We start from the raw sequence: 18,614 nt of genomic DNA, 5'->3' as shown, positions 1-18,614 counted from the left end.
CACCAGCCCCTATTGTAAAAGACACATGACGTGAAAGCGTCACAAGCCGTCTACGCGCTCTATATAACAGTCATATGACAGTAGTGTTACAGCTTTGTATCAATCGACTTTGCCCGCCATTTTGCTGGGTTTTTCGGGCTCACGATCTATCAAAGTTTTAAAAGCGGCAGTCGCGCGGCCATGGTCCTGATCCCTGCAACGTCCGCATTGGCGAAAGCAAAACGCAAAAATGCATCCTGCTCGTCTCCGAAAAAACTGCCTGGCAGCGTGACAACACCGATGGACCTGGCGAGCCTCTCCGCAACCTCGGCTGACGACACGCCTTCATAAGGATGACGCACAAATGCGAAATAGGCACCGACCGCCTCAACATGCCAGCCAGCCAGATCACTCATGGAGCTACGCAAAGCTTCCGCGCGGCGCGCAATCTCCTGGCGATTATCATCGCGCCAGGCCTGCAGCGGCTCAATTGCCCGACTGACCGCAATCTGTGGCGCACGTGTCGCGCAGATTTGCAGATTATCCATCACCTTTGCGACATTGGCCACCATGTCGGAACCCGCCACGATTGCCCCTAGTCTATGGCCGGGAATGCAGAAGGATTTAGAGAAACTATAGAGCTGGATCAGATGAGACGGCCAGTCAGCTTCCGCAAACAATCCATGCGGAGCCTGATTGGCATCACTCAGAAAATCACGATAGGTTTCATCCAGCAGCAGCCATGTTCCATTGTCACGGCACGCAGCATAGATTTCGCCAAGCAATTGTGGCGGATAAATCGCCCCGGTTGGATTGTTGGGCGACACCAGAACAAGTGCACGGACGCCTTCATGCAAGGCAGCCTTCACATCTTCTATATCCGGGACAAATCCATTTCCCGCCCGACAATCAAAAGTCGCTGAGCGAATACCCAGCATCTCCAGTGATGACTGGTGATTGAAATAAAACGGATTGGTCGCAAGAACCGTATCGCCGCTTTGAGCAACACACATGATCGCGGCAATGAATGCCTGATTGCAGCCGGATGTTATATGGACATTACCAGCCTTGATCTCAGCGCCATAGAGTTTGCCAACGTGCTTCGCATAGGCCTCACGCAAAACAGTCTCACCCTCAATTGGACCATAGCCAGCTGACGCGAGAGATCCCGCAGCCTCGCCGAGAAAGCGCAGCATATCAGGATGTGGCGGATAACCGGGAACGGCCTGTGACAGATCAATCAGAGGACCATGCGCACCATCATAATTTCGCGCCCACGCCTGTACCGCCGGAATGGGTGGCGCTGAAAGCTTACCGATAAGCGGGTTGATGGAAGGCAAAGGCATTAAAAGCTCCCGTTTGCAATGTTGTCTTATTCACTGGGGCGCGACAGCACGTAAGCTGCGGAACCGAGCATAAAGATCGTGACCGAGACAGCAAGCAAAGGACCCGGACGAGCGCCCCACCAGAACATGCCATAGCCAAATGCCATGCCGAGACAGGCATATAGTTTTGCCTTGGGCGGAATAGCGCCCCGTTCGCGCCATTTGATAATAAGCGGGCCAAATCGCGGATCGGCAAGCAGCCGCGCCTCAAACTTCGGCGATGAGCGCGCGAAAAACCATGCTGCAAGAATGATAAATATCGTCGTTGGCATAACCGGCAGAATGGCGCCAATGATACCAAGCGCCAGCATGAGGAAGCCAAGGCATAGATAAAGAACACGCTTGCCAGCCGAAATGGCCGGAAGCGGCGTGTCGGTATCGTCCTTTTGTTTTTTATCCTGCATGATTTCCCGTTCTTAAGATGAGCGCTTATAGCAGGATTTTGGCTTTTGCACCCATGCGATGCACGGTCAAAACGGCGTCATCACGCTACATTTCAACAAACATTACGATGGGCGTAACAAACGTTACCGCGCATAAAACAGCCCAAGGTTGTGTTTTGCCCAAAAAAGGCCGGATTCCGTCAACTTGGCCCATAGGGCCGAAAACTAGGGATACAAATAAAAATTGCACTGCAACGACACCGTCGCGACCGACTGCAAAGCAGCTTTTCTTGAGTTTTCCACCTCAAAACATGAGTCAGCAAGGGACAAGCGCAGAATCCTAATGAATCGTAAACAGTTTTACAGCAACAGTGACAAACATCCCAAAATATTCCTGATCTTTTCTTGAGTTATTAAATAAACAACGCATAGTATAGGATCATTTTCCGCACAGTTCACTGAATCATTTATCTCATTATACTCTCAATAATATCACGCCATCGCCACATTTAGATTCCAGTTGGCGCAGGTCTTTCTCATCATAACTCGAAATGATCGGTCAGACTTTCTGACCAGACTTCCTGAAACGACTCTTGGAATCAATATGAACTTCAAAATCCGTATGGCTATGCTCGCCGTTGCGACGACAGGTCTTTTCTCGATCACCGCAATGGAAGCTCAAGCTGCGCGCTGTGGCGGTGCTTCCTGGTATGCACTCACCTCACGCACCGCATCGGGCGAACGCATGAACCCAGCCGGGATGACCGCCGCCCATCGCACTTTGCCGCTGGGCAGCAAGGTTAAGGTCACCAATCAGAGAAACGGCAAGTCGCTTATCGTCCGTATCAATGATCGTGGGCCGTTCATTAAGGGACGCGTACTTGATCTTTCAAAGGGTGCCGCGCAGCGCCTTGGTTTTATCAGTGCCGGACACACAAACGTCTGTTTCACGCCGCTTTAAAAAGCTCTGTGAGCAGAGCTCCGTGGTTCAGGCATCGCTATAGAGGCCCGTTGCTCTGACAGAGAAATATTCATAAGCCTATATTTTATATATGTAATTTATAAACCGTCGCCCTTAAAGCGGCGGTTTTTTACGTCGTTAAATACAATTTATAGATGTATATTTTACACAATACCCGTGTTAACCATTAATTAAGATGTTGGGCGAAGACACGGCAGTCTCAATTGACTCCGGCCATGTTTCATACTTTAACTTTTCGTTAATAAATGCCCAGTGCGGGCTGTGAAAAGGGCTTTGAGTATGTTTTGCGTAGTTCGCTCGAGCATGAAGATTATAGCTGCTGCAAGCATCGGCATTGCCGCTCTTATGGTAAGCTTCGGCGCACAGGCCGGATCAGGTGCCTATATGCAGACTGGCAAGCTTACCTCACAGCCAATCGGTCATTACGAATTCTGCAAGCGCGAAACCGCTGAATGCAACATCGTCAGCCGTGATACCCGCACACTTCTGCTCAACAACAGCAACTGGCAGAACATTCAGGCCGTCAATCTTTCGGTCAATGAACGCATCAAGCCGATGACCGACATGGAAATCTACGGCGTTGAGGAATATTGGGCCTACCCGACCACTGTTGGCGATTGTGAAGACTACGTTCTTCTCAAGCAGCGTGAGCTTGCCAAGGCTGGCATCCCGATGACAGACCTGCTGATCACTGTCGTTCGCAAGCCAGACGGTGAAGGTCATGCCGTTCTGACCGTCCGCACTGATCGCGGCGATTTCGTTCTCGACAACCTTACCGACGAAGTTCTGCGCTGGGACGAAACCGACTACACATATTTGAAGCGTCAGGCTGCCAACAATACCGGCCGCTGGGTCACAATCGAATCCCAGGACAACCTGCTCGTTGGTGCAGTGAAGTAAACACCAGCCTTACTCAAGAGTTTTCAAAAACAGGCAGGGAAGCGACAGACGCTTTCCGGCCTGTTGTTCATTCTGGTATTTTCCAGATTTGCGATCGGAAACCGCATTGATATCGGTCGGGATTGAAACATCGAATTCAATCCACTGATGCGAAGCCAGTTATGCAAAAACCTATTCATACCGCCCCCTGTTCTGCGCTATGATCTGATTCTGGCTTCTTCCACGCCTCCCCCCTCCGATCGGGAAAGCATTTTTCATGCGGGAATTTCAACCATCGAACCATCTGTTCGAGCGAAAGCATGAGGAGGGATTGCAATCAAAGCTCGTATAGGAGGTTTTGATGAAATTATCGGCTCCCATTTATCATCTGAAACGCCGCGCAAAACTTATGTCGCGCGATGAGAATGTGCCGCTTCATGCAGCATTGGATCGCATCGCCACGCGCGAAGGCTTCAAGAACTGGAATATGCTGACACGCAAGCATAACGAAGCCATCTCAGCGGCAGAGCTTTATGCGCGCCTGCAACCAGGTGATCTGGTTCTGGTGGGCGCACGCCCCGGTCACGGCAAGACGCTGCTCAGCCTCGACATACTCATTGAGGCCATGAAAAAGGGGAACCGCGGCCTGTTTTTCTCTCTGGATTACACAAGGAAAGACATCGGAAGGCGATTTGAGATGCTTGGCATCAACGAACATGACTTTCAAAGACAGTTCCTGTTCGACACATCCGATGCAATCAGCGCGGATTACATCATCGAACAGTCACAGAATGAGCCGCGCGGCACGTGTATCGTCGTCGATTATCTGCAATTGCTGGATCAGCAGCGTGAGAAACCGGAACTGATGGTTCAGATAAAAGCGCTGAAAGCTTTTGCGGAGGAGAAGGGGATGACTATTCTTTGCATCTCCCAGATCGATCGTGCCTTCGATGCAGACAGCAAGGTCTGCCCTGATCTCAGCGATGTGCGCCTCCCCAATCCGCTTGATTTATCACTGTTCAGCAAGGCCTGTTTTCTCAACAATGGCACCGTGGCTCTTCAGACACACTGAACGAGAAAGAAAGAGCTTCTGTGGCGCGGTCTTCACGCCACAGAGGACAGTCTCTCGGCACCCATACGATAGGAAATCGCGCCTGCGAGATGTATCCGGCTGATCTGATCCACACCATCGAGATCAGCCAGCGTGCGGGCTACTTTCAAGATGCGATGATAGGCGCGTGCAGAAAACCGCATTTGTTCGCTTGCATCACGCAATAGCTTTACACCCGCAGCATCGGGCCGGGCGACGTCCTCAATCAGATTTGCCGAGCAGTGAGCATTGGTCATGGATGCGTCCAGCCCGAGAGCCGCATAGCGCGCACTTTGTATTGCCCGCGCCCGGGCCACACGTTTGGCGACGCTTTCGCTTCGTTCGGACTGTGACGGCTGAATGAGGTCCAGCGCAGAAACCGCCGGCATATCTACTCGCAGATCGATACGGTCGAGTAACGGCCCGGAAATGCGTGCCTGATAATCGCTCTGGCAACGCGGGCCGCGAGCGCATGTGTGGCCCGGCTCCCCTGCCATGCCGCAACGACAGGGGTTCATTGCTGCAATCAGCTGAAAGCGCGCCGGATAGCTGGTGCGATGATTGACGCGAGCAATCATGCATTCGCCGGTTTCCAGCGGTTGCCTGAGAGAATCGAGCACCTGTGGCGAAAACTCGGGAAACTCATCGAGAAACAACACGCCATTATGCGCGAGCGAAACTTCGCCCGGCCTTGCCCGTAACCCGCCTCCAACCATTGCTGCCATAGACGCCGAATGGTGCGGGGCGCGAAACGGCCTGCGGTCAGATAGTTTTCCACCCGAAAGCTCACCTGCAATGGATGTGATCATTGAAACATCGAGCAGCTCACGCGGGCTGAGCTTTGGCAGAATGGATGGAAGCCGCTGCGCAAGCATCGATTTGCCCGATCCCGGCGGCCCGACCAGCAGCAGATTATGATTTCCGGCAGCCGCAATTTCCAGTGCGCGCTTCGCTGTCTCCTGTCCCTTGATATCGACAAGGTCTGGCAGCACTTCGCTTGAAACCCGCATAGAGGGGTCAGGTGGTGTCAGCACCTGTGTTCCGCGGAAGTGGTTTGCAAGAGCAATCAGGCTGCGTGGCGCAAGAATATCGACATTGGCCCCTGCCCATGCCGCTTCCGGCCCGCAAGCATAAGGACAAATCAGGCCCTTGTCTTCGCGATTGGCTCCAATAGCGGCAGGCAATACGCCTGCGACGGCTGTTATGGAACCATCAAGCGAAAGCTCACCCAGGACGAGATAGGATTGTATGGCGTCTATTGGAATTGCGCCGATTGCTGCCATAAGCCCCACCGCAATCGGCAAATCGTAATGCGAGCCTTCTTTCGGCAGATCAGCAGGAGCCAGATTGACCGTGACCCGCTTGGTCGGCATGGAAAGCCCGGACGCATGGAGTGCGGCCTGCACCCGTTCCCGGCTTTCGGCCACTGCTTTGTCTGGCAGGCCGACAATCGACATGCCCATCTTGCCCGGCGCAACCATCACCTGCACATCGACAGGAACAGCTTCTATGCCTTGAAACGCAACCGTTCCTACTCGCGCGACCATGTGCCCCCACTCGGTATTTTACACACCTCTAACGTGAGATTGTGCTCATATACAACCTTGGGATTTAAGCATTTTCAGTGGGGGCAATCAAGGAGACTTATCAACGCTTGGCTTCAACAGCATCCCAGAACAGGGCAGCAATGTTGGTTCCGTCGAAACGTTCGATTTCGCGGATACCAGTTGGAGAGGTCACGTTGATTTCGGTCATGTAGTCACCAATCACATCGATGCCGACCAGAATGAAGCCGCGCTCTTTGAGCGAAGGACCGATGCGAGCGCAGATTTCCTGCTCACGTGCAGTCAGCTTGCTCTGCTCAGCACGGCCACCAACATGCATGTTGGAGCGTGCATCGGTTTCCGAAGGCACGCGGTTGATTGCACCGACCGGCTCGCCATCGATCAGAATAATGCGCTTGTCGCCTGCGCGCACATCCTTGAGATAGCGCTGCGCAATGAATGGCTCCCTGAACAGTTGCCCGAACATTTCCAGAAGCGAGGTCAGGTTGCGGTCACCATCGGCCAGATGGAACACGCCTGCACCACCATTGCCGTAAAGCGGCTTCAGAATGATGTCGCCAAACTCGCGGCGGAACTCCAGAACCTCCTGCGGGTCCTTGGTGATCAGCGTTTCAGGCATCAGGTCCGGGAATTCGGTAACGAAAATCTTTTCCGGGCTGTTACGCACCCATGCCGGGTCGTTCACGACCAGCGTCTTTGGATGGATACGCTCCAGAAGATGCGTTGTGGTGATGTAGTTCATATCGAACGGCGGGTCCTGGCGCAGCAGAACCACATCCATTTCCGAAAGATCGCGACGCACAGGTTCGCCCAGCGTGTAGTGATCGCCCTTGATGTCGCGCACTTCCAGCTTTTCGACGCGAGCCGAAACAACGCCATCGCGCATGGAAAGCCGGTCCGGTGTATAATGATACAGCTCATGACCACGCTTCTGCGCTTCAAGCGACAGAGCGAAAGTGGTGTCACCTGTAATATTGACCGTGCTGATATGGTCCATCTGGACCGCAACTTTTAGCGACATGATTTCCTCGCGATTCTCAGTTGCCGGAACTTAAAGCATAATCGGACCGGAGTGAAACGAGGATCGATAAGATTATGCTTCAAATAAAAGTTTGGAGCACCGATCTGGCTTAATCAGATAGCCAGACGCTCCAAACAAAACGAGCAAAAAGCAGGGCTGTTTCTGATCGCAGATGCTCGATATGCAATTGCGCGGAATTGTAACTGGATCGCGGGAACAGGCTTGATTATGCTGCTCTCTAACATGGCTGAGCTGGTGGATTGAATTTGACGTTTGAATTCCGACCGACACAAATTCTGGTTCAAACGTAAAACTCGAAAAATCCACTCGATTCACAAACTTGCCAGTGGTCCTTTTGATTCAGACATTTGTCCAGGGCCTGTAACCGAAGGATGCAAATGCCGGAATCAGATCACTAGCGCCGGGAGGAAAAGGTGACACTAGTCAAGACAACCATATTTGCCGACCATATAGCTGAGCTCGGCGAAGGTCCGGGATATGACCCGCTGACGGCTCAATGCTGGTGGTTCGACATTCTCGGCCAAAGGTTGATCGAGAAAGACGATAGCGGTGAAGTCCGCACACATGATCTCGGCATGAAAGCCAGCGCGCTCGCGGTCATTGATCGTGAGCGGCAATTGGTCGTCAGTGAACACGGGCTTTTTGTGCGCGAGCGCGCAAATGGACGCCTGACGCTGCATCATCCGCTCGAAGCCGATAATGATATCACCCGCTCCAACGATGCGCGTGTGCACCCGTCCGGTTCATTCTGGATTGGCACCATGGGCAAGAAAGCCGAAGCGGATGCCGGTTCGATCTGGTGGTATCGCGAAGGCCATGTGAAAAAGCTGTTCTCCGGCATCACCATCACCAATTCCATCTGTTTTTCCCCCGATGGAAAGATCGCCTATTTCGCAGATACAGCACGCAACATCATCTGGCGTGTCGATACGGATTCCGAAACTGGCCTGCCCACATCGGAGAAAAGCGTCTTTCATCATCGCGTCGAAGACGGTGGGGTTGATGGCTCGGTGGTTGATGCCGAAGGTACGTTATGGAATGCATGCTGGGGCGGAAGCGCGCTCAACGCCTATTCACCGCAAGGCCGCCTCTTACGCTCGATCAAGCTGCCTGTTACCCAGCCAACCTGCCCGGCTTTCATTGGCGCCGATGCGTCGGTCCTGATTGTCACCAGCGCACATGAAGGCATGAATGAAAATGCCCGCGATGCGGATCCGCATGCGGGCAAGGTCATATTGCTTGATCTTTCAGTCGCCGGACGTCACGACCGGCCGGTAAGATTATAATCAGGCGGCACCCTCGACGATGACGATTTCGCCGTCCGCTACAGTCTGGCGGATGGCTTTCGCAGCCTGATATTCCGGCGAATTGTAGCAATCGAGCGCATGCTGCATGGATTCAAATTCGATGATGACGTTACGGGCGCGGCCCGGTCCCTCAACAGCCTCAGACTTACCGCCGCGCGCAAGAAACTTCGCACCGTAACGCTCGAAAGCTGGCGTAGCAGTCGAGACGTAATCCTTGTAGCGCTCCGTATCACGGGCATCTACGCGGGCGATCCAATAGGCTTTGGTCATGCTGTCCTCCTCAGAAACTGATTACCCAACCGAGCGCATTTCTTCCAGAATGGCAAGGGCCGAGGCCTTGCGATCGGCTGCGCCGACAATTGGGCGCGCAACGACAAGATGGCTTGCACCTGCTTTGAGTGCATCTGCGGGCGTCATCACGCGCTTCTGATCGCCCTTCTCACTGCCTGCGGGGCGAATGCCGGGGGTGACGACCGCCATATCGGGACCGATTGCCTGACGGATCGCAAAGGCTTCAGCCGCGGATGCTACAATCCCGCCCATGCCTGCCTCACGCGCCTGCTGTGCACGCTTGAGAACCAGCGCTTCCGGCGTATCGGAATAGCCCGCTTCCTTCAGATCTGCATCATCCATAGAGGTCAGAACCGTCACGCCGAGCAGGCAGAGATCAGAACCCTTTGCAGCCTCGACAGCAGAGCGCATTGCCTTTGGATAGGCATGCAAAGTGAGCATGGAAACGCCCATCTTTGCGACATTTTCCACGCCCTTGGCGATGGTGTTGTCGATGTCGAGAAGCTTCATATCGAGGAAGACTTTTTTATTTGCTGCAATCAGGCTCTTCGCGAAATCAAGGCCGCCCGCAAATACCAGCTGATAGCCGATCTTGTAGAAAGTGACTGCATCGCCCAGTTCTTCGACCACTTTTTCCGCATCAGCAACGGTCGGCACGTCGAGGCCCACGATCAGCCGATCGCGTAAATCTATCGTTGTCATAAATCTCTCCGTGATGATTTTTGTTTTAATCGCACAACAGGGCGCGGTACGAAAGATACCGCGCCCTGAAATGTGCAGATAACGCTGACTATCAGCGCCCCGGATTGACCGAGTGCCGAATGAGACTGGCACAGACAGCGCTCAGCATTTTTGTGTGACGTTCATTTTTAAGCGTGCCATCATCATTGAAAGCATCAGCTGCACCCCCAACCGAGCATTGCTCGCTGACGATCTGGGTGCCAACATTCATCAGAACTGCGCGTAAGTGATAAAGCCCACGCATACCGGCAAAGACGCCATTGGATGTCGAGCACAGTCCAACCGTCAAACCCGCATAAGGCCTGAACGGCTTGTCGCCATCCCGGGAAATACGGCTGACCCAATCGACCGTGTTTTTGAGAAGCGGCGGGATCGATGCGTTATATTCCGGCGAACAGATCATCAGCCCGTCATGCTCTGCAAAGAGACGACCAAGCTTCATGGCGTTTTCAGGAATGCCTTCTTCAGCTTCCAGATCCTCATTCATGATCGGAAGCTGAAAATCGGCCAGCGTGATGTGTGTCACGCTGGCGCCTTGAGTTACCAGTTCCCTGGCGGCTGCATCCGCCATATGGCCCGAGAATGCGCCCTTGCGGATAGAGCCCGCAAAAATCAGGATCTTTGCCGTCATCAAATGACTTAACTCCGTAAAAGGTCAGACGAGCGGGCTGCGATAGACCCAGAGCTGCGCAGGAGGAACATTGCGCACCACAAAATCATAATGCTGCACAATGTAATTGCCTTTGCCTGCCGGAACCGGCGGACGTGGGCCATACGTGATCTGAATCAGAGGACGACCTCGCGGCATGCGCGACAGCAGGTCTTCCATAAGCTGAATGCGGCTTTCCATCGGAAAATTCAGCATGGGGACAGCGGAAACGATGCTGTCGAATTTCTGATCTTTCATATCACCAAGTGCCTGATCGAGATCGAACACGTCACCCTGAATGATATTTACATCTGGATAAGCCTTGTCGAGATGCTCCACGAAATCCGGCGAATATTCAACCGAGTAGAGATCGGAAGGCTTCACGCCATGGGCGAGAATGGCTTTGGTGATTACACCTGTGCCCGGTCCGAGCTCGAGAACAGGCAAGCCTGATTTCGTATCGATGACGCTCGCCATACGTCGCGCCGTGATGGAACTTGTCGGCAATATTGCGCCGACCGCTTTCGGTCCGTCTATCCAACCTTTGAAAAAACGAATTTCCTCATCGAACTTAGCGGCCAGTTTCCTGCCGAGCTGCCCTGCCATTCTTCACTGCTCCCATTGTCGTTATCAGGCAAGTTTATGCCGCATTGGAGTACTTAGGCAAGGCGACATTAAGGAAAGCGTAAAAAAAGGGAGCCAAACGGCTCCCTTTTCTTCACTCACCTATACCTTCGAAAAACTCCTTCATCCGGGAGAAGAAACCTGCCGATTTCGGACTGTTCTCCTTGGACGAGAGTTGTTCAAATTCCTCAAGCAGCTCACGCTGGCGTTTGGACAGGTTCTGCGGTGTCTCGATATCGATCTGGATATAAAGATCGCCCACTGCCTGCTGGCGCAGAACCGGCATGCCTTTGCCCTTGAGGCGGAACTGTTTAGCGTTCTGCGTGCCTTCAGGCACCTTCACGCGTGTCTGAGTGCTGTCGAGCGTGGAGACTTCAAAATCTCCACCCAGTGCCGCAGTCGTCATTGAGATCGGCACTTTGCAATAAAGATCGGCACCGTCGCGCTGGAAGAACTCATGCGGCTTGACCGACAGGAAGATATAGAGATCGCCCGATGGACCGCCACGCGTTCCAGCTTCACCCTCGCCTGCAAGACGAATACGGGTGCCATCTTCGATACCAGCCGGGATATTGACCGAAAGCGAACGCTCCTGCGTCACACGGCCCTGACCATGGCACTTGCCGCAAGGGTCCTTGATAATCTGGCCACGACCATTACAGGTCGGACAGGTGCGCTCAACCGAGAAGAAGCCCTGCGCGGCACGCACACGGCCCGAACCAGCACACATGGTACAGGTGGTCGGCTGCGAACCGGGCTTTGCGCCCGAACCCGAGCATTCATCACAGGTCATGGATGTCGGAACACGGATCTGTGCTGCCTTGCCGGAATAAGCTTCCTCAAGGGTGACTTCCATATTGTAGCGCAGATCGGCGCCGCGTTCGCGTCCGCCATTGGAGCGGCGGCGACCGCCACCCATCATCTCGCCAAAAATATCTTCGAAAATATCAGCAAAACCACCAGCTCCGCCGAAACCGCCGCCGCCACCACCAAAGCCGTTACCCATGCCGCCATTTTCAAAGGCTGCATGACCGAAACGGTCGTAAGCTGCGCGCTTTTGCGGATCTTTCAGCGTTTCATAAGCTTCGCCGATTTCTTTGAACTTGCGTTCAGCATCCGGATTATTCGGATTGCGATCCGGATGAAACTCCATTGCGAGCCTGCGAAAGGCGGTTTTAAGCACCTTATCGTCTGCTGTTCGCTCCACACCCAGAGCTTCGTAGTAATCGATCTTCATAGTTCGTTATCCCGACGGCTGGATCGCATCCTTTTCCCGGATAGCGTCTCCACGGTCCCATTTTGCGCAAAGCGGCCTCTGTCTGACCTGTCTGCTGGACTTTTTTTATTTTTGTCCGTCCGGTGCAACCGTCCCGAAAGGCCGCAAAAGCCCGGGAGTGACCCGGGCTCATGCTTTACGGACAAGGCTTACGACTTTTTCTTGTCGTCGTCGATTTCTTCATAATCGGCATCGACAACATCGTCGTTTGAAGAAGCCTGTTCGCCACCTTCAGCGCCTGCATCTTCGGCAGCCTGCGCTGCTTCATACATAGCCTGACCAAGCTTCATGGAAGCTTCGGCAAGAACCTGCGTCTTCGCCTTGATGTCTTCGGCATCGTCACCTTCAAGCGAGGTCTTCAGTGCAGCGATTGCACTTTCGATTGCCTGCTTGTCTTCAGCCGAAACCTTGTCACCATATTCCTTCAACGACTTTTCAGACGAATGAAGCAGGCTTTCACCCTGGTTCTTGGCTTCAACCGCATCGCGGCGCTGCTTGTCGGCTTCAGCATTTGCTTCAGCGTCCTTGACCATCTTTTCGATGTCGGCGTCAGAAAGGCCACCCGATGCCTGAATGCGAATCTGGTGTTCCTTACCTGTGCCCTTGTCTTTCGCAGACACATTGACAAGGCCGTTGGCATCGATATCGAAGGTCACTTCAACCTGCGGTACGCCACGTGGTGCTGGCGGAATGCCAACGAGATCGAACTGACCGAGGATCTTGTTGTCGGCAGCCATTTCACGCTCGCCCTGGAAAACGCGGATCGTCACAGCCGACTGATTGTCTTCAGCGGTCGAGAAGGTCTGCGACTTCTTGGTCGGGATCGTCGTGTTGCGTTCGATCAGACGGGTGAACACGCCGCCAAGCGTTTCAATGCCGAGCGAAAGCGGGGTTACGTCGAGCAGCAGAACGTCTTTGACGTCGCCCTGCAAAACGCCGCCCTGAATTGCTGCGCCCATGGCAACAACTTCGTCCGGGTTCACGCCCTTGTGTGGTTCCTTGCCGAAGAAAGCCTTAACGACTTCCTGGATTTTCGGCATACGGGTCATACCGCCAACCAGAACCACTTCATCGATGTCGCCAGCCTTAAGGCCTGCATCCTTGAGCGCTGCCTTGCATGGCTCAACCGTGCGCTGCACGAGATCGTCCACGAGGCTTTCGAACTTCGAACGCGAAAGCTTGATTGCAAGGTGCTTAGGACCAGACTGGTCAGCCGTGATGAATGGCAGGTTGATTTCTGTCTGCTGCGCGGACGAAAGCTCGATCTTGGCCTTTTCAGCAGCTTCCTTGAGGCGCTGCAGAGCAAGCTTGTCTTTCTTAAGATCGATGCCCTGTTCCTTCTTGAACTCGGCAACCAGATATTCGACCAGACGCATGTCGAAGTCTTCACCGCCGAGGAACGTGTCACCGTTGGTCGACTTCACTTCAAACACGCCGTCGCCGATTTCGAGAACCGAAACGTCGAACGTGCCGCCGCCAAGATCGTATACAGCGATGGTCTTGCCTTCGCTTTTGTCGAGACCATAAGCAAGCGCTGCTGCGGTCGGCTCGTTGATGATGCGCAGAACTTCAAGACCAGCGATCTTGCCGGCATCCTTGGTTGCCTGACGCTGGGCATCGTTGAAGTAAGCAGGGACCGTGATAACGGCCTGCGTCACGGTTTCACCGAGATAGGATTCAGCCGTTTCCTTCATCTTCTGAAGAATCATCGCGGAAACCTGCGATGGGGAATACTTCTTGCCGTGGGTTTCTACCCAAGCGTCGCCATTGTCGCCCTTGACGATATTGTAAGGGACGAGGTCCTTGTCCTTGGTGACCATTGGGTCATCAAAGCGGCGGCCGATCAGACGCTTGACGGCAAACAGGGTGCCTTCAGGATTGGTGACGGCCTGACGTTTCGCAGGCTGACCAGCGAGACGTTCGTCACTATCGCTGAAAGCGATGATCGAAGGCGTCGTGCGAGCACCTTCAGCATTTTCGATGACCTTCGCGCTTTTTCCGTCCATAACGGCGACGCAGGAGTTGGTCGTTCCCAGATCGATACCAATAACTTTAGCCATATTTCTCTCCATTCAGCAAACCGCCTGGACCTCTACCGAGCGTTCCATAGGCGGCTCCTATCGGTTTCACAATGCTTGTCTTAGGGTTTCGGTGCGGAAGATCACATGATCCACCGGCCTAACATCAAAGCCTCATGCGTGGCGTATATAAGAAAGGCTCTTTTTCACTGCAAGTCACAAGACACATCACAATGAAAGATTCCTGCCTGTCAGAATTTACGGCTCTCTCAGACGTTTACGAAACCGCTGCTCTTACCCGCCATATAAATCGCATCGATGAATTTCTGATTTGCCTTTGAGTTTTCCAGAGAAAACAGCATCACGCTGCTTTCCTCTTTGCCGCCTTTTGTGGCTCGCACGAAGTTTTCAGCCTGAAGCTGGTAATGGTTTGTATCGGAGAACGACCATTCAGTCGCCTCTGTATGTCCGGCATTATAGAGCGTAATGCGGCCATGACCATATTTGCCGGTATTGAATGGCGCCTCGACCTCAATAAACCCCTTATCGCCGTGGAAAACCATGGTTTGGCGCGCGGCAAGCTGGGTAGCAACATAGAAGCTCAGGTCAAAACCATCGAATCGCGCCGACACACTGGCATAACGATCAGTGCCGAACTTCGGATCAAACTCAACCGACGCCTGAACCGACACAGGCTCTTTTTCCGTTACCATGCGCGTGACAACCGTTGGATACACGCCGATATCGGGCAGTGCGCCACCGCCAAGTTCGGGCTGGTTGCGCATATTGCCCGGATCATCGTTGAAATAGCTGAAAGCGCCCTGCACATGGCGCAAAGTTCCAATGGCACCTTCCGCCAGAAGATGACGAAGCTTGATCCATTGTGGATGGTAATAGACCATGAAAGCTTCAGCAATCACGACCTTGTGCTTGTCGCGCGCCGCAATCAGCTGATCAATATCGTCGGCTTTCAACGCAATCGGCTTTTCACAAAGCACATGCTTGCCAGCCTGAGCCGCCTTCAATGTCCATTCGATATGCTGCGAGGTCGGCAGCGGGATATAAACACCATCCACTTCGTCGCTTGCCAGAAGCTCTTCATAGGAACCGAAGGCAAGCGGCGCGCCAAAACGGTCAGCAACAGCGCGAGCGCGTGCATGATCGCGGCTGGCAATCGCATGGACCACGCCATTATCGGAAGCGCACAGCGCCGGAATGACCTGTGTAACGCCAATCCTGGCCGTGGAAAGAATACCCCAACGAAACATGCTATTCCCTTTATCTATATCGGCTTCAGCCTTGTTTGGCCCAGCACTGAGCAATCAGTTCAGGCCAGTATTCCAACGCGCGGCGAGCCTTGATCTCATATGTTTCGCGGTTATCGATGGCACGATTGGGTCGAATACGAAACGAAAAAATATCATCAAACCCAAAAGGAGCGTGAATAGTCAGCCTACCGTCACTTTCCAGACGGACACCCACACAATGCGCAATAGCTGCATAACGCTCTATCGATTCGGATGCGCAACGAAGCGGCATATAGGGCTGATTGAAACGTTTTTCGAACCATAGGTGCACGCGAGCCTGATTGCGTATTTCGACGGGTAAAGGGAAACCCGCAAAGACTGATGCACCCGCCTGAATAACCTTATCCTCAGCTTCCCATGAAATGTCCCGATCATCGAAATAAGCGACGTCGATATCTTTGATGCCATACCCATATGGGCGTCCGGTCAAAGCGTTCCAAACAGAATTATAGAGCGCACCCGACACAAGCCACCAATCGGCGAGGTTGAGACTGTGCACATGATGCAGCGCATCCCAAAGAACGGGATCGGCTTTTATAATCCTGCTGAAATGTTCTTTCTGTACCCGTTCAGAAAGGCCGGAATAACGAAGATGATCCAAGCTCACGCCCCCAGAAAGCGATGCTGCATCTCATATGATCCGCGAAAGAAATCAATGAATGCGCGCAAGGCAGGCCGCATCTGGCGGCGACTCGGATAATAGAGATAAAGCCCCGCAAAAGGCTGGCACCAGTCTTCAAGCACTCTGACAAGACGACCGTCTTTCAATGCCTCACGAACATGGTCTTCAAACAGATAAGCAAGACCGGCACCGTTTAGAATGGCATCAAGGATCAGTCTGTCATCGTTGAGAATGAGCGAGCCATTGATCGCAACTTCCAGCTCTTCGCCTGCTTTTTCAAACTCCCAGCGATAAACACGGCCGCTGGCAAAGCGATGACGCACACAACGATGCTGCATCAGATCATTGGGATGTTTCGGGATTGATGCTTTTGCAAGATAGGAAGGCGATGCCACAATCGCGGCACGCAGATCACTCGTAAGACGCGCGCAGATCATGTCGGCCTCAAGGCTCTCACCGAGCCGCATTCCCGCATCAAATCCGGCCGATACAATATCTGTGAAAGCGCTTTCGACTGTGAGATCAAGCGTGATGTCCGGATAGGCCTCGGCGAACGCCCCAAGCCGCGGCGCAATGACAAACTGTGCGGCGATATGGGGCATCGTAATTCTCAGCGTTCCTGCAGGGCGCTCGCGGGCTTCAATCGCCGCCCCCAAAGCCTGGTGAATTTCTTCAAGCGCAGGCGCGAGCCTTTCCAGCAGTTGTCGTCCGGCATCGGTGGGTGCCACGCTGCGTGTGGTGCGTGACAGAAGCCGAATACCAAGACTATCTTCAAGAGCTGCAACGGCATGACTGACCGCCGATGGCGCAATCGACAATTCTCTCGCCGCACCACGAAAGCTGCCATGGGCTGCAACGGCGGCCAGAACTGCCAGTTGGGAAAGCTGATTTCGATTCATTGTTCTAAAATATAGAATAACCCGTGAAAATAAATCGGTATTATCGAACAGGAGTTCAGGGCGTAACTTCCATCTCGCCGGACGCCCTTCCTTGTGTCCCCTTGCCTCTCAGGGCTTCCGCGCTTTGTTCTGCATAAATGTGCAGACATTCAGATTTCAGAACTCGTCCCGAAAGGAATACCTATGAAAACGCGCAAGCTTGGCCAGGAATTGACTGTCTCCGCAATCGGCCTTGGCTGCATGGGCATGAGCTATGCCTATGGCGGACAGGACGAACAGGATGCCATTCGCACATTGCACCGTGCTTTTGATCTGGGCATCACATTCTTCGATACAGCCGAGGTTTATGGCCCTTATGAGAATGAAAAGCTCTTGGGCAAGGCGCTCAAGCCTTTCCGCGATAAAATAACCATTGCCACGAAATTCGGCTTCAAAATCGAAGACGGCAAGCCTGTGGGTGTGGATAGTCGTCCCGAAAATATCCGCGCGGTGGCCGAAGCCTCATTAAAGCGTCTCGATATTGAAACGATCGATCTCTTCTATCAGCATCGCGTCGATCCGGCTGTTCCGATCGAAGATGTGATCGGCACGATGAAAGACCTGATCGACGAGGGTAAAATCCGAACCATTGGACTTTCTGAAGCCGGCATAAAGACAATCCGCCGCGCTCATGCCGTTCACCCGATTGCCGCGCTGCAGAATGAATACTCACTCTGGACGCGTGAGCCGGAGCAGGAAGTTCTGGCACTTTGTGCCGAGTTTGGTATCGGCTTCGTGCCCTATAGCCCGCTCGGTCGCGGCATGTTGACAGGACAGGTGCGCTCGCAATCCGATCTGGCAGAAGATGATTTCCGCAAGACGCTTCCGCGCTTCCAGCCGGGAAATCTTGAAGCGAATAACAGACAGGTCGATTTGATCGCCGAGATCGCCCATGCAAAACAGGTTACTCCGGCACAGCTGGCGCTTGCCTGGGTACTCAACCAGGGCGATTTCATCGTTCCTATTCCTGGTGCCCGTAAAGTTAACCATCTGGAAGACAACGCCAAAGCAGCCGACGTGTCATTGACCTCGGAAGAACTCGAACGGCTGAATACGCTTTTCGATCCTGAGAAAATTGCAGGCAAACGTTACACCGACGCCTCTCTCGCCATGACCGGTCTCTGATAGAACGAGCCAAAATACTGATCGCCAAAGAGGAGCGGGGGCGCTGTCCCCGCTTTTTGCTTTTTCTCTGCTTCTGACGGAAATGCCTTACATCTCCAGTCTTTTATGCCTAGTCTTGCATCCCCAGATAACGCGAATATTCAGACACACATTTCCGTAAAGTAGATAGCTCTAATAAAGCTTGTTTTTCTTGTGTATGCGTGCTCTTTGCCCGCCATGCAAACAACAACCATCACGAAAGTGCTTGGCATATTTGCCATCGCCGCCGCTGTCATTGCTTGCTTTTCCCTTGTGGGATTGGGCCTGATGTATGGAATCTACGGCGTCATCTTCAAATCAAAGAAATCGTTCCGGGAGTGATTGGCTCCCAGACAACGCCAGCAAATAGCCGGAGGGGGACATAACTTCCGG

The 18,614-nt window shown here is 53.3% G+C and carries 18 protein-coding genes; 5 read left to right on the top strand and 13 right to left on the bottom strand.

The window, feature by feature from the left end:
- Positions 1 to 149: 149 nt before the first annotated feature.
- Both CEV32_RS18475 and CEV32_RS18470 read right to left on the bottom strand, forming a co-directional pair.
- Complete coding sequence (locus tag CEV32_RS18475; protein ID WP_167382836.1) at positions 150 to 1,319, bottom strand: aminotransferase; 1,170 nt, start codon at positions 1,317 to 1,319, stop codon at positions 150 to 152.
- Positions 1,320 to 1,351: 32 nt separating this feature from the next.
- Positions 1,352 to 1,768 (bottom strand): YbaN family protein, encoded by a 417-nt coding sequence (locus CEV32_RS18470; protein ID WP_094578580.1) that lies wholly within the window; start codon positions 1,766 to 1,768, stop codon positions 1,352 to 1,354.
- Between the two features lie 583 nt (positions 1,769 to 2,351).
- Between CEV32_RS18470 and CEV32_RS18465 the strand changes: the two genes are divergently transcribed.
- From CEV32_RS18465 to CEV32_RS18455, 3 genes are all read left to right on the top strand, one after another.
- On the top strand, positions 2,352 to 2,708 hold the full coding sequence (locus CEV32_RS18465) for a septal ring lytic transglycosylase RlpA family protein (RefSeq protein ID WP_094578579.1): 357 nt from the start codon (positions 2,352 to 2,354) through the stop codon (positions 2,706 to 2,708).
- Positions 2,709 to 3,008: 300 nt separating this feature from the next.
- The gene (locus CEV32_RS18460) at positions 3,009 to 3,629 is read left to right on the top strand and encodes a transglutaminase-like cysteine peptidase (RefSeq protein ID WP_094578578.1); all 621 of its coding nucleotides are present in this window, start codon (positions 3,009 to 3,011) and stop codon (positions 3,627 to 3,629) included.
- 340 nt (positions 3,630 to 3,969) lie between these two features.
- Positions 3,970 to 4,680 (top strand): DNA helicase, encoded by a 711-nt coding sequence (locus CEV32_RS18455; protein ID WP_094578577.1) that lies wholly within the window; start codon positions 3,970 to 3,972, stop codon positions 4,678 to 4,680.
- Positions 4,681 to 4,712: 32 nt separating this feature from the next.
- Here the strand turns inward: CEV32_RS18455 and CEV32_RS18450 are convergent, their stop codons facing one another.
- Positions 4,713 to 6,245, bottom strand: coding sequence for a YifB family Mg chelatase-like AAA ATPase (locus tag CEV32_RS18450; RefSeq protein WP_094578576.1), 1,533 nt, complete (start codon positions 6,243 to 6,245; stop codon positions 4,713 to 4,715).
- 100 nt (positions 6,246 to 6,345) lie between these two features.
- Positions 6,346 to 7,284 (bottom strand): glutathione synthase, encoded by a 939-nt coding sequence (gshB, locus tag CEV32_RS18445; RefSeq protein WP_094578575.1) that lies wholly within the window; start codon positions 7,282 to 7,284, stop codon positions 6,346 to 6,348.
- A gap of 434 nt (positions 7,285 to 7,718) precedes the next feature.
- Here gshB and CEV32_RS18440 point away from each other — a divergent pair, with 434 nt between their 5' ends.
- Positions 7,719 to 8,591 carry an SMP-30/gluconolactonase/LRE family protein gene (locus CEV32_RS18440; protein WP_094578574.1) on the top strand — a complete coding sequence of 291 codons (873 nt, stop codon included), beginning with the start codon at positions 7,719 to 7,721 and terminating at the stop codon, positions 8,589 to 8,591.
- On the opposite strand, the gene CEV32_RS18435 is transcribed toward CEV32_RS18440, so the two are convergent.
- From CEV32_RS18435 to CEV32_RS18395, 9 genes are all read right to left on the bottom strand, one after another.
- Positions 8,592 to 8,882 (bottom strand): DUF1330 domain-containing protein, encoded by a 291-nt coding sequence (locus tag CEV32_RS18435; RefSeq protein WP_094578573.1) that lies wholly within the window; start codon positions 8,880 to 8,882, stop codon positions 8,592 to 8,594.
- Between the two features lie 21 nt (positions 8,883 to 8,903).
- Complete coding sequence (gene pyrF / locus CEV32_RS18430) at positions 8,904 to 9,605, bottom strand: orotidine-5'-phosphate decarboxylase (RefSeq protein ID WP_094578572.1); 702 nt, start codon at positions 9,603 to 9,605, stop codon at positions 8,904 to 8,906.
- A gap of 91 nt (positions 9,606 to 9,696) precedes the next feature.
- Entirely contained in the window at positions 9,697 to 10,275 is a 579-nt protein-coding gene (locus CEV32_RS18425; protein ID WP_094578571.1) for an NADPH-dependent FMN reductase, read from the bottom strand.
- Between the two features lie 24 nt (positions 10,276 to 10,299).
- Positions 10,300 to 10,899, bottom strand: coding sequence for a phospholipid N-methyltransferase PmtA (gene pmtA, locus CEV32_RS18420; protein WP_094578570.1), 600 nt, complete (start codon positions 10,897 to 10,899; stop codon positions 10,300 to 10,302).
- Positions 10,900 to 11,011: 112 nt separating this feature from the next.
- Entirely contained in the window at positions 11,012 to 12,154 is a 1,143-nt protein-coding gene (gene dnaJ, locus CEV32_RS18415; RefSeq protein ID WP_094578569.1) for a molecular chaperone DnaJ, read from the bottom strand.
- A 188-nt stretch (positions 12,155 to 12,342) separates the two neighbouring features.
- On the bottom strand, positions 12,343 to 14,253 hold the full coding sequence (gene dnaK, locus CEV32_RS18410; RefSeq protein WP_094578568.1) for a molecular chaperone DnaK: 1,911 nt from the start codon (positions 14,251 to 14,253) through the stop codon (positions 12,343 to 12,345).
- A gap of 227 nt (positions 14,254 to 14,480) precedes the next feature.
- The gene (locus CEV32_RS18405; protein WP_094578567.1) at positions 14,481 to 15,479 is read right to left on the bottom strand and encodes a Gfo/Idh/MocA family protein; all 999 of its coding nucleotides are present in this window, start codon (positions 15,477 to 15,479) and stop codon (positions 14,481 to 14,483) included.
- Between the two features lie 25 nt (positions 15,480 to 15,504).
- Complete coding sequence (locus CEV32_RS18400; protein ID WP_167382827.1) at positions 15,505 to 16,119, bottom strand: nucleotidyltransferase family protein; 615 nt, start codon at positions 16,117 to 16,119, stop codon at positions 15,505 to 15,507.
- Positions 16,120 to 16,121: 2 nt separating this feature from the next.
- Complete coding sequence (locus CEV32_RS18395; RefSeq protein ID WP_094578565.1) at positions 16,122 to 17,039, bottom strand: LysR family transcriptional regulator; 918 nt, start codon at positions 17,037 to 17,039, stop codon at positions 16,122 to 16,124.
- Between the two features lie 183 nt (positions 17,040 to 17,222).
- Here CEV32_RS18395 and CEV32_RS18390 point away from each other — a divergent pair, with 183 nt between their 5' ends.
- A complete protein-coding gene (locus CEV32_RS18390; protein ID WP_094578564.1) occupies positions 17,223 to 18,203 on the top strand; it encodes an aldo/keto reductase in 981 nt (326 codons plus the stop codon).
- Positions 18,204 to 18,614 lie beyond the last annotated feature (411 nt).

It is taken from the genome of Brucella rhizosphaerae, assembly GCF_002252475.1.
Taxonomy (GTDB): domain Bacteria; phylum Pseudomonadota; class Alphaproteobacteria; order Rhizobiales; family Rhizobiaceae; genus Brucella; species Brucella rhizosphaerae.
The sequence above is the reverse complement of the archived record's forward strand: the minus strand, read 5'-3'. Positions and strand labels throughout refer to the sequence as shown.

Excerpts from the sequence above, each read along its gene's own strand:
- CEV32_RS18470 (WP_094578580.1), bottom strand. The coding sequence starts at position 1,768 with ATGCAGGATAAAAAACAAAAGGACGATACCGACACGCCGCTTCCGGCC.
- CEV32_RS18465 (WP_094578579.1), top strand. The coding sequence starts at position 2,352 with ATGAACTTCAAAATCCGTATGGCTATGCTCGCCGTTGCGACGACAGGT.
- CEV32_RS18460 (WP_094578578.1), top strand. The coding sequence starts at position 3,009 with ATGTTTTGCGTAGTTCGCTCGAGCATGAAGATTATAGCTGCTGCAAGC.
- CEV32_RS18455 (WP_094578577.1), top strand. The coding sequence starts at position 3,970 with ATGAAATTATCGGCTCCCATTTATCATCTGAAACGCCGCGCAAAACTT.
- CEV32_RS18450 (WP_094578576.1), bottom strand. The coding sequence starts at position 6,245 with ATGGTCGCGCGAGTAGGAACGGTTGCGTTTCAAGGCATAGAAGCTGTT.
- gshB (WP_094578575.1), bottom strand. The coding sequence starts at position 7,284 with ATGTCGCTAAAAGTTGCGGTCCAGATGGACCATATCAGCACGGTCAAT.
- CEV32_RS18435 (WP_094578573.1), bottom strand. The coding sequence starts at position 8,882 with ATGACCAAAGCCTATTGGATCGCCCGCGTAGATGCCCGTGATACGGAG.
- pyrF (WP_094578572.1), bottom strand. The coding sequence starts at position 9,605 with ATGACAACGATAGATTTACGCGATCGGCTGATCGTGGGCCTCGACGTG.
- CEV32_RS18425 (WP_094578571.1), bottom strand. The coding sequence starts at position 10,275 with ATGACGGCAAAGATCCTGATTTTTGCGGGCTCTATCCGCAAGGGCGCA.
- pmtA (WP_094578570.1), bottom strand. The coding sequence starts at position 10,899 with ATGGCAGGGCAGCTCGGCAGGAAACTGGCCGCTAAGTTCGATGAGGAA.
- dnaJ (WP_094578569.1), bottom strand. The coding sequence starts at position 12,154 with ATGAAGATCGATTACTACGAAGCTCTGGGTGTGGAGCGAACAGCAGAC.
- dnaK (WP_094578568.1), bottom strand. The coding sequence starts at position 14,253 with ATGGCTAAAGTTATTGGTATCGATCTGGGAACGACCAACTCCTGCGTC.
- CEV32_RS18405 (WP_094578567.1), bottom strand. The coding sequence starts at position 15,479 with ATGTTTCGTTGGGGTATTCTTTCCACGGCCAGGATTGGCGTTACACAG.
- CEV32_RS18395 (WP_094578565.1), bottom strand. The coding sequence starts at position 17,039 with ATGAATCGAAATCAGCTTTCCCAACTGGCAGTTCTGGCCGCCGTTGCA.
- CEV32_RS18390 (WP_094578564.1), top strand. The coding sequence starts at position 17,223 with ATGAAAACGCGCAAGCTTGGCCAGGAATTGACTGTCTCCGCAATCGGC.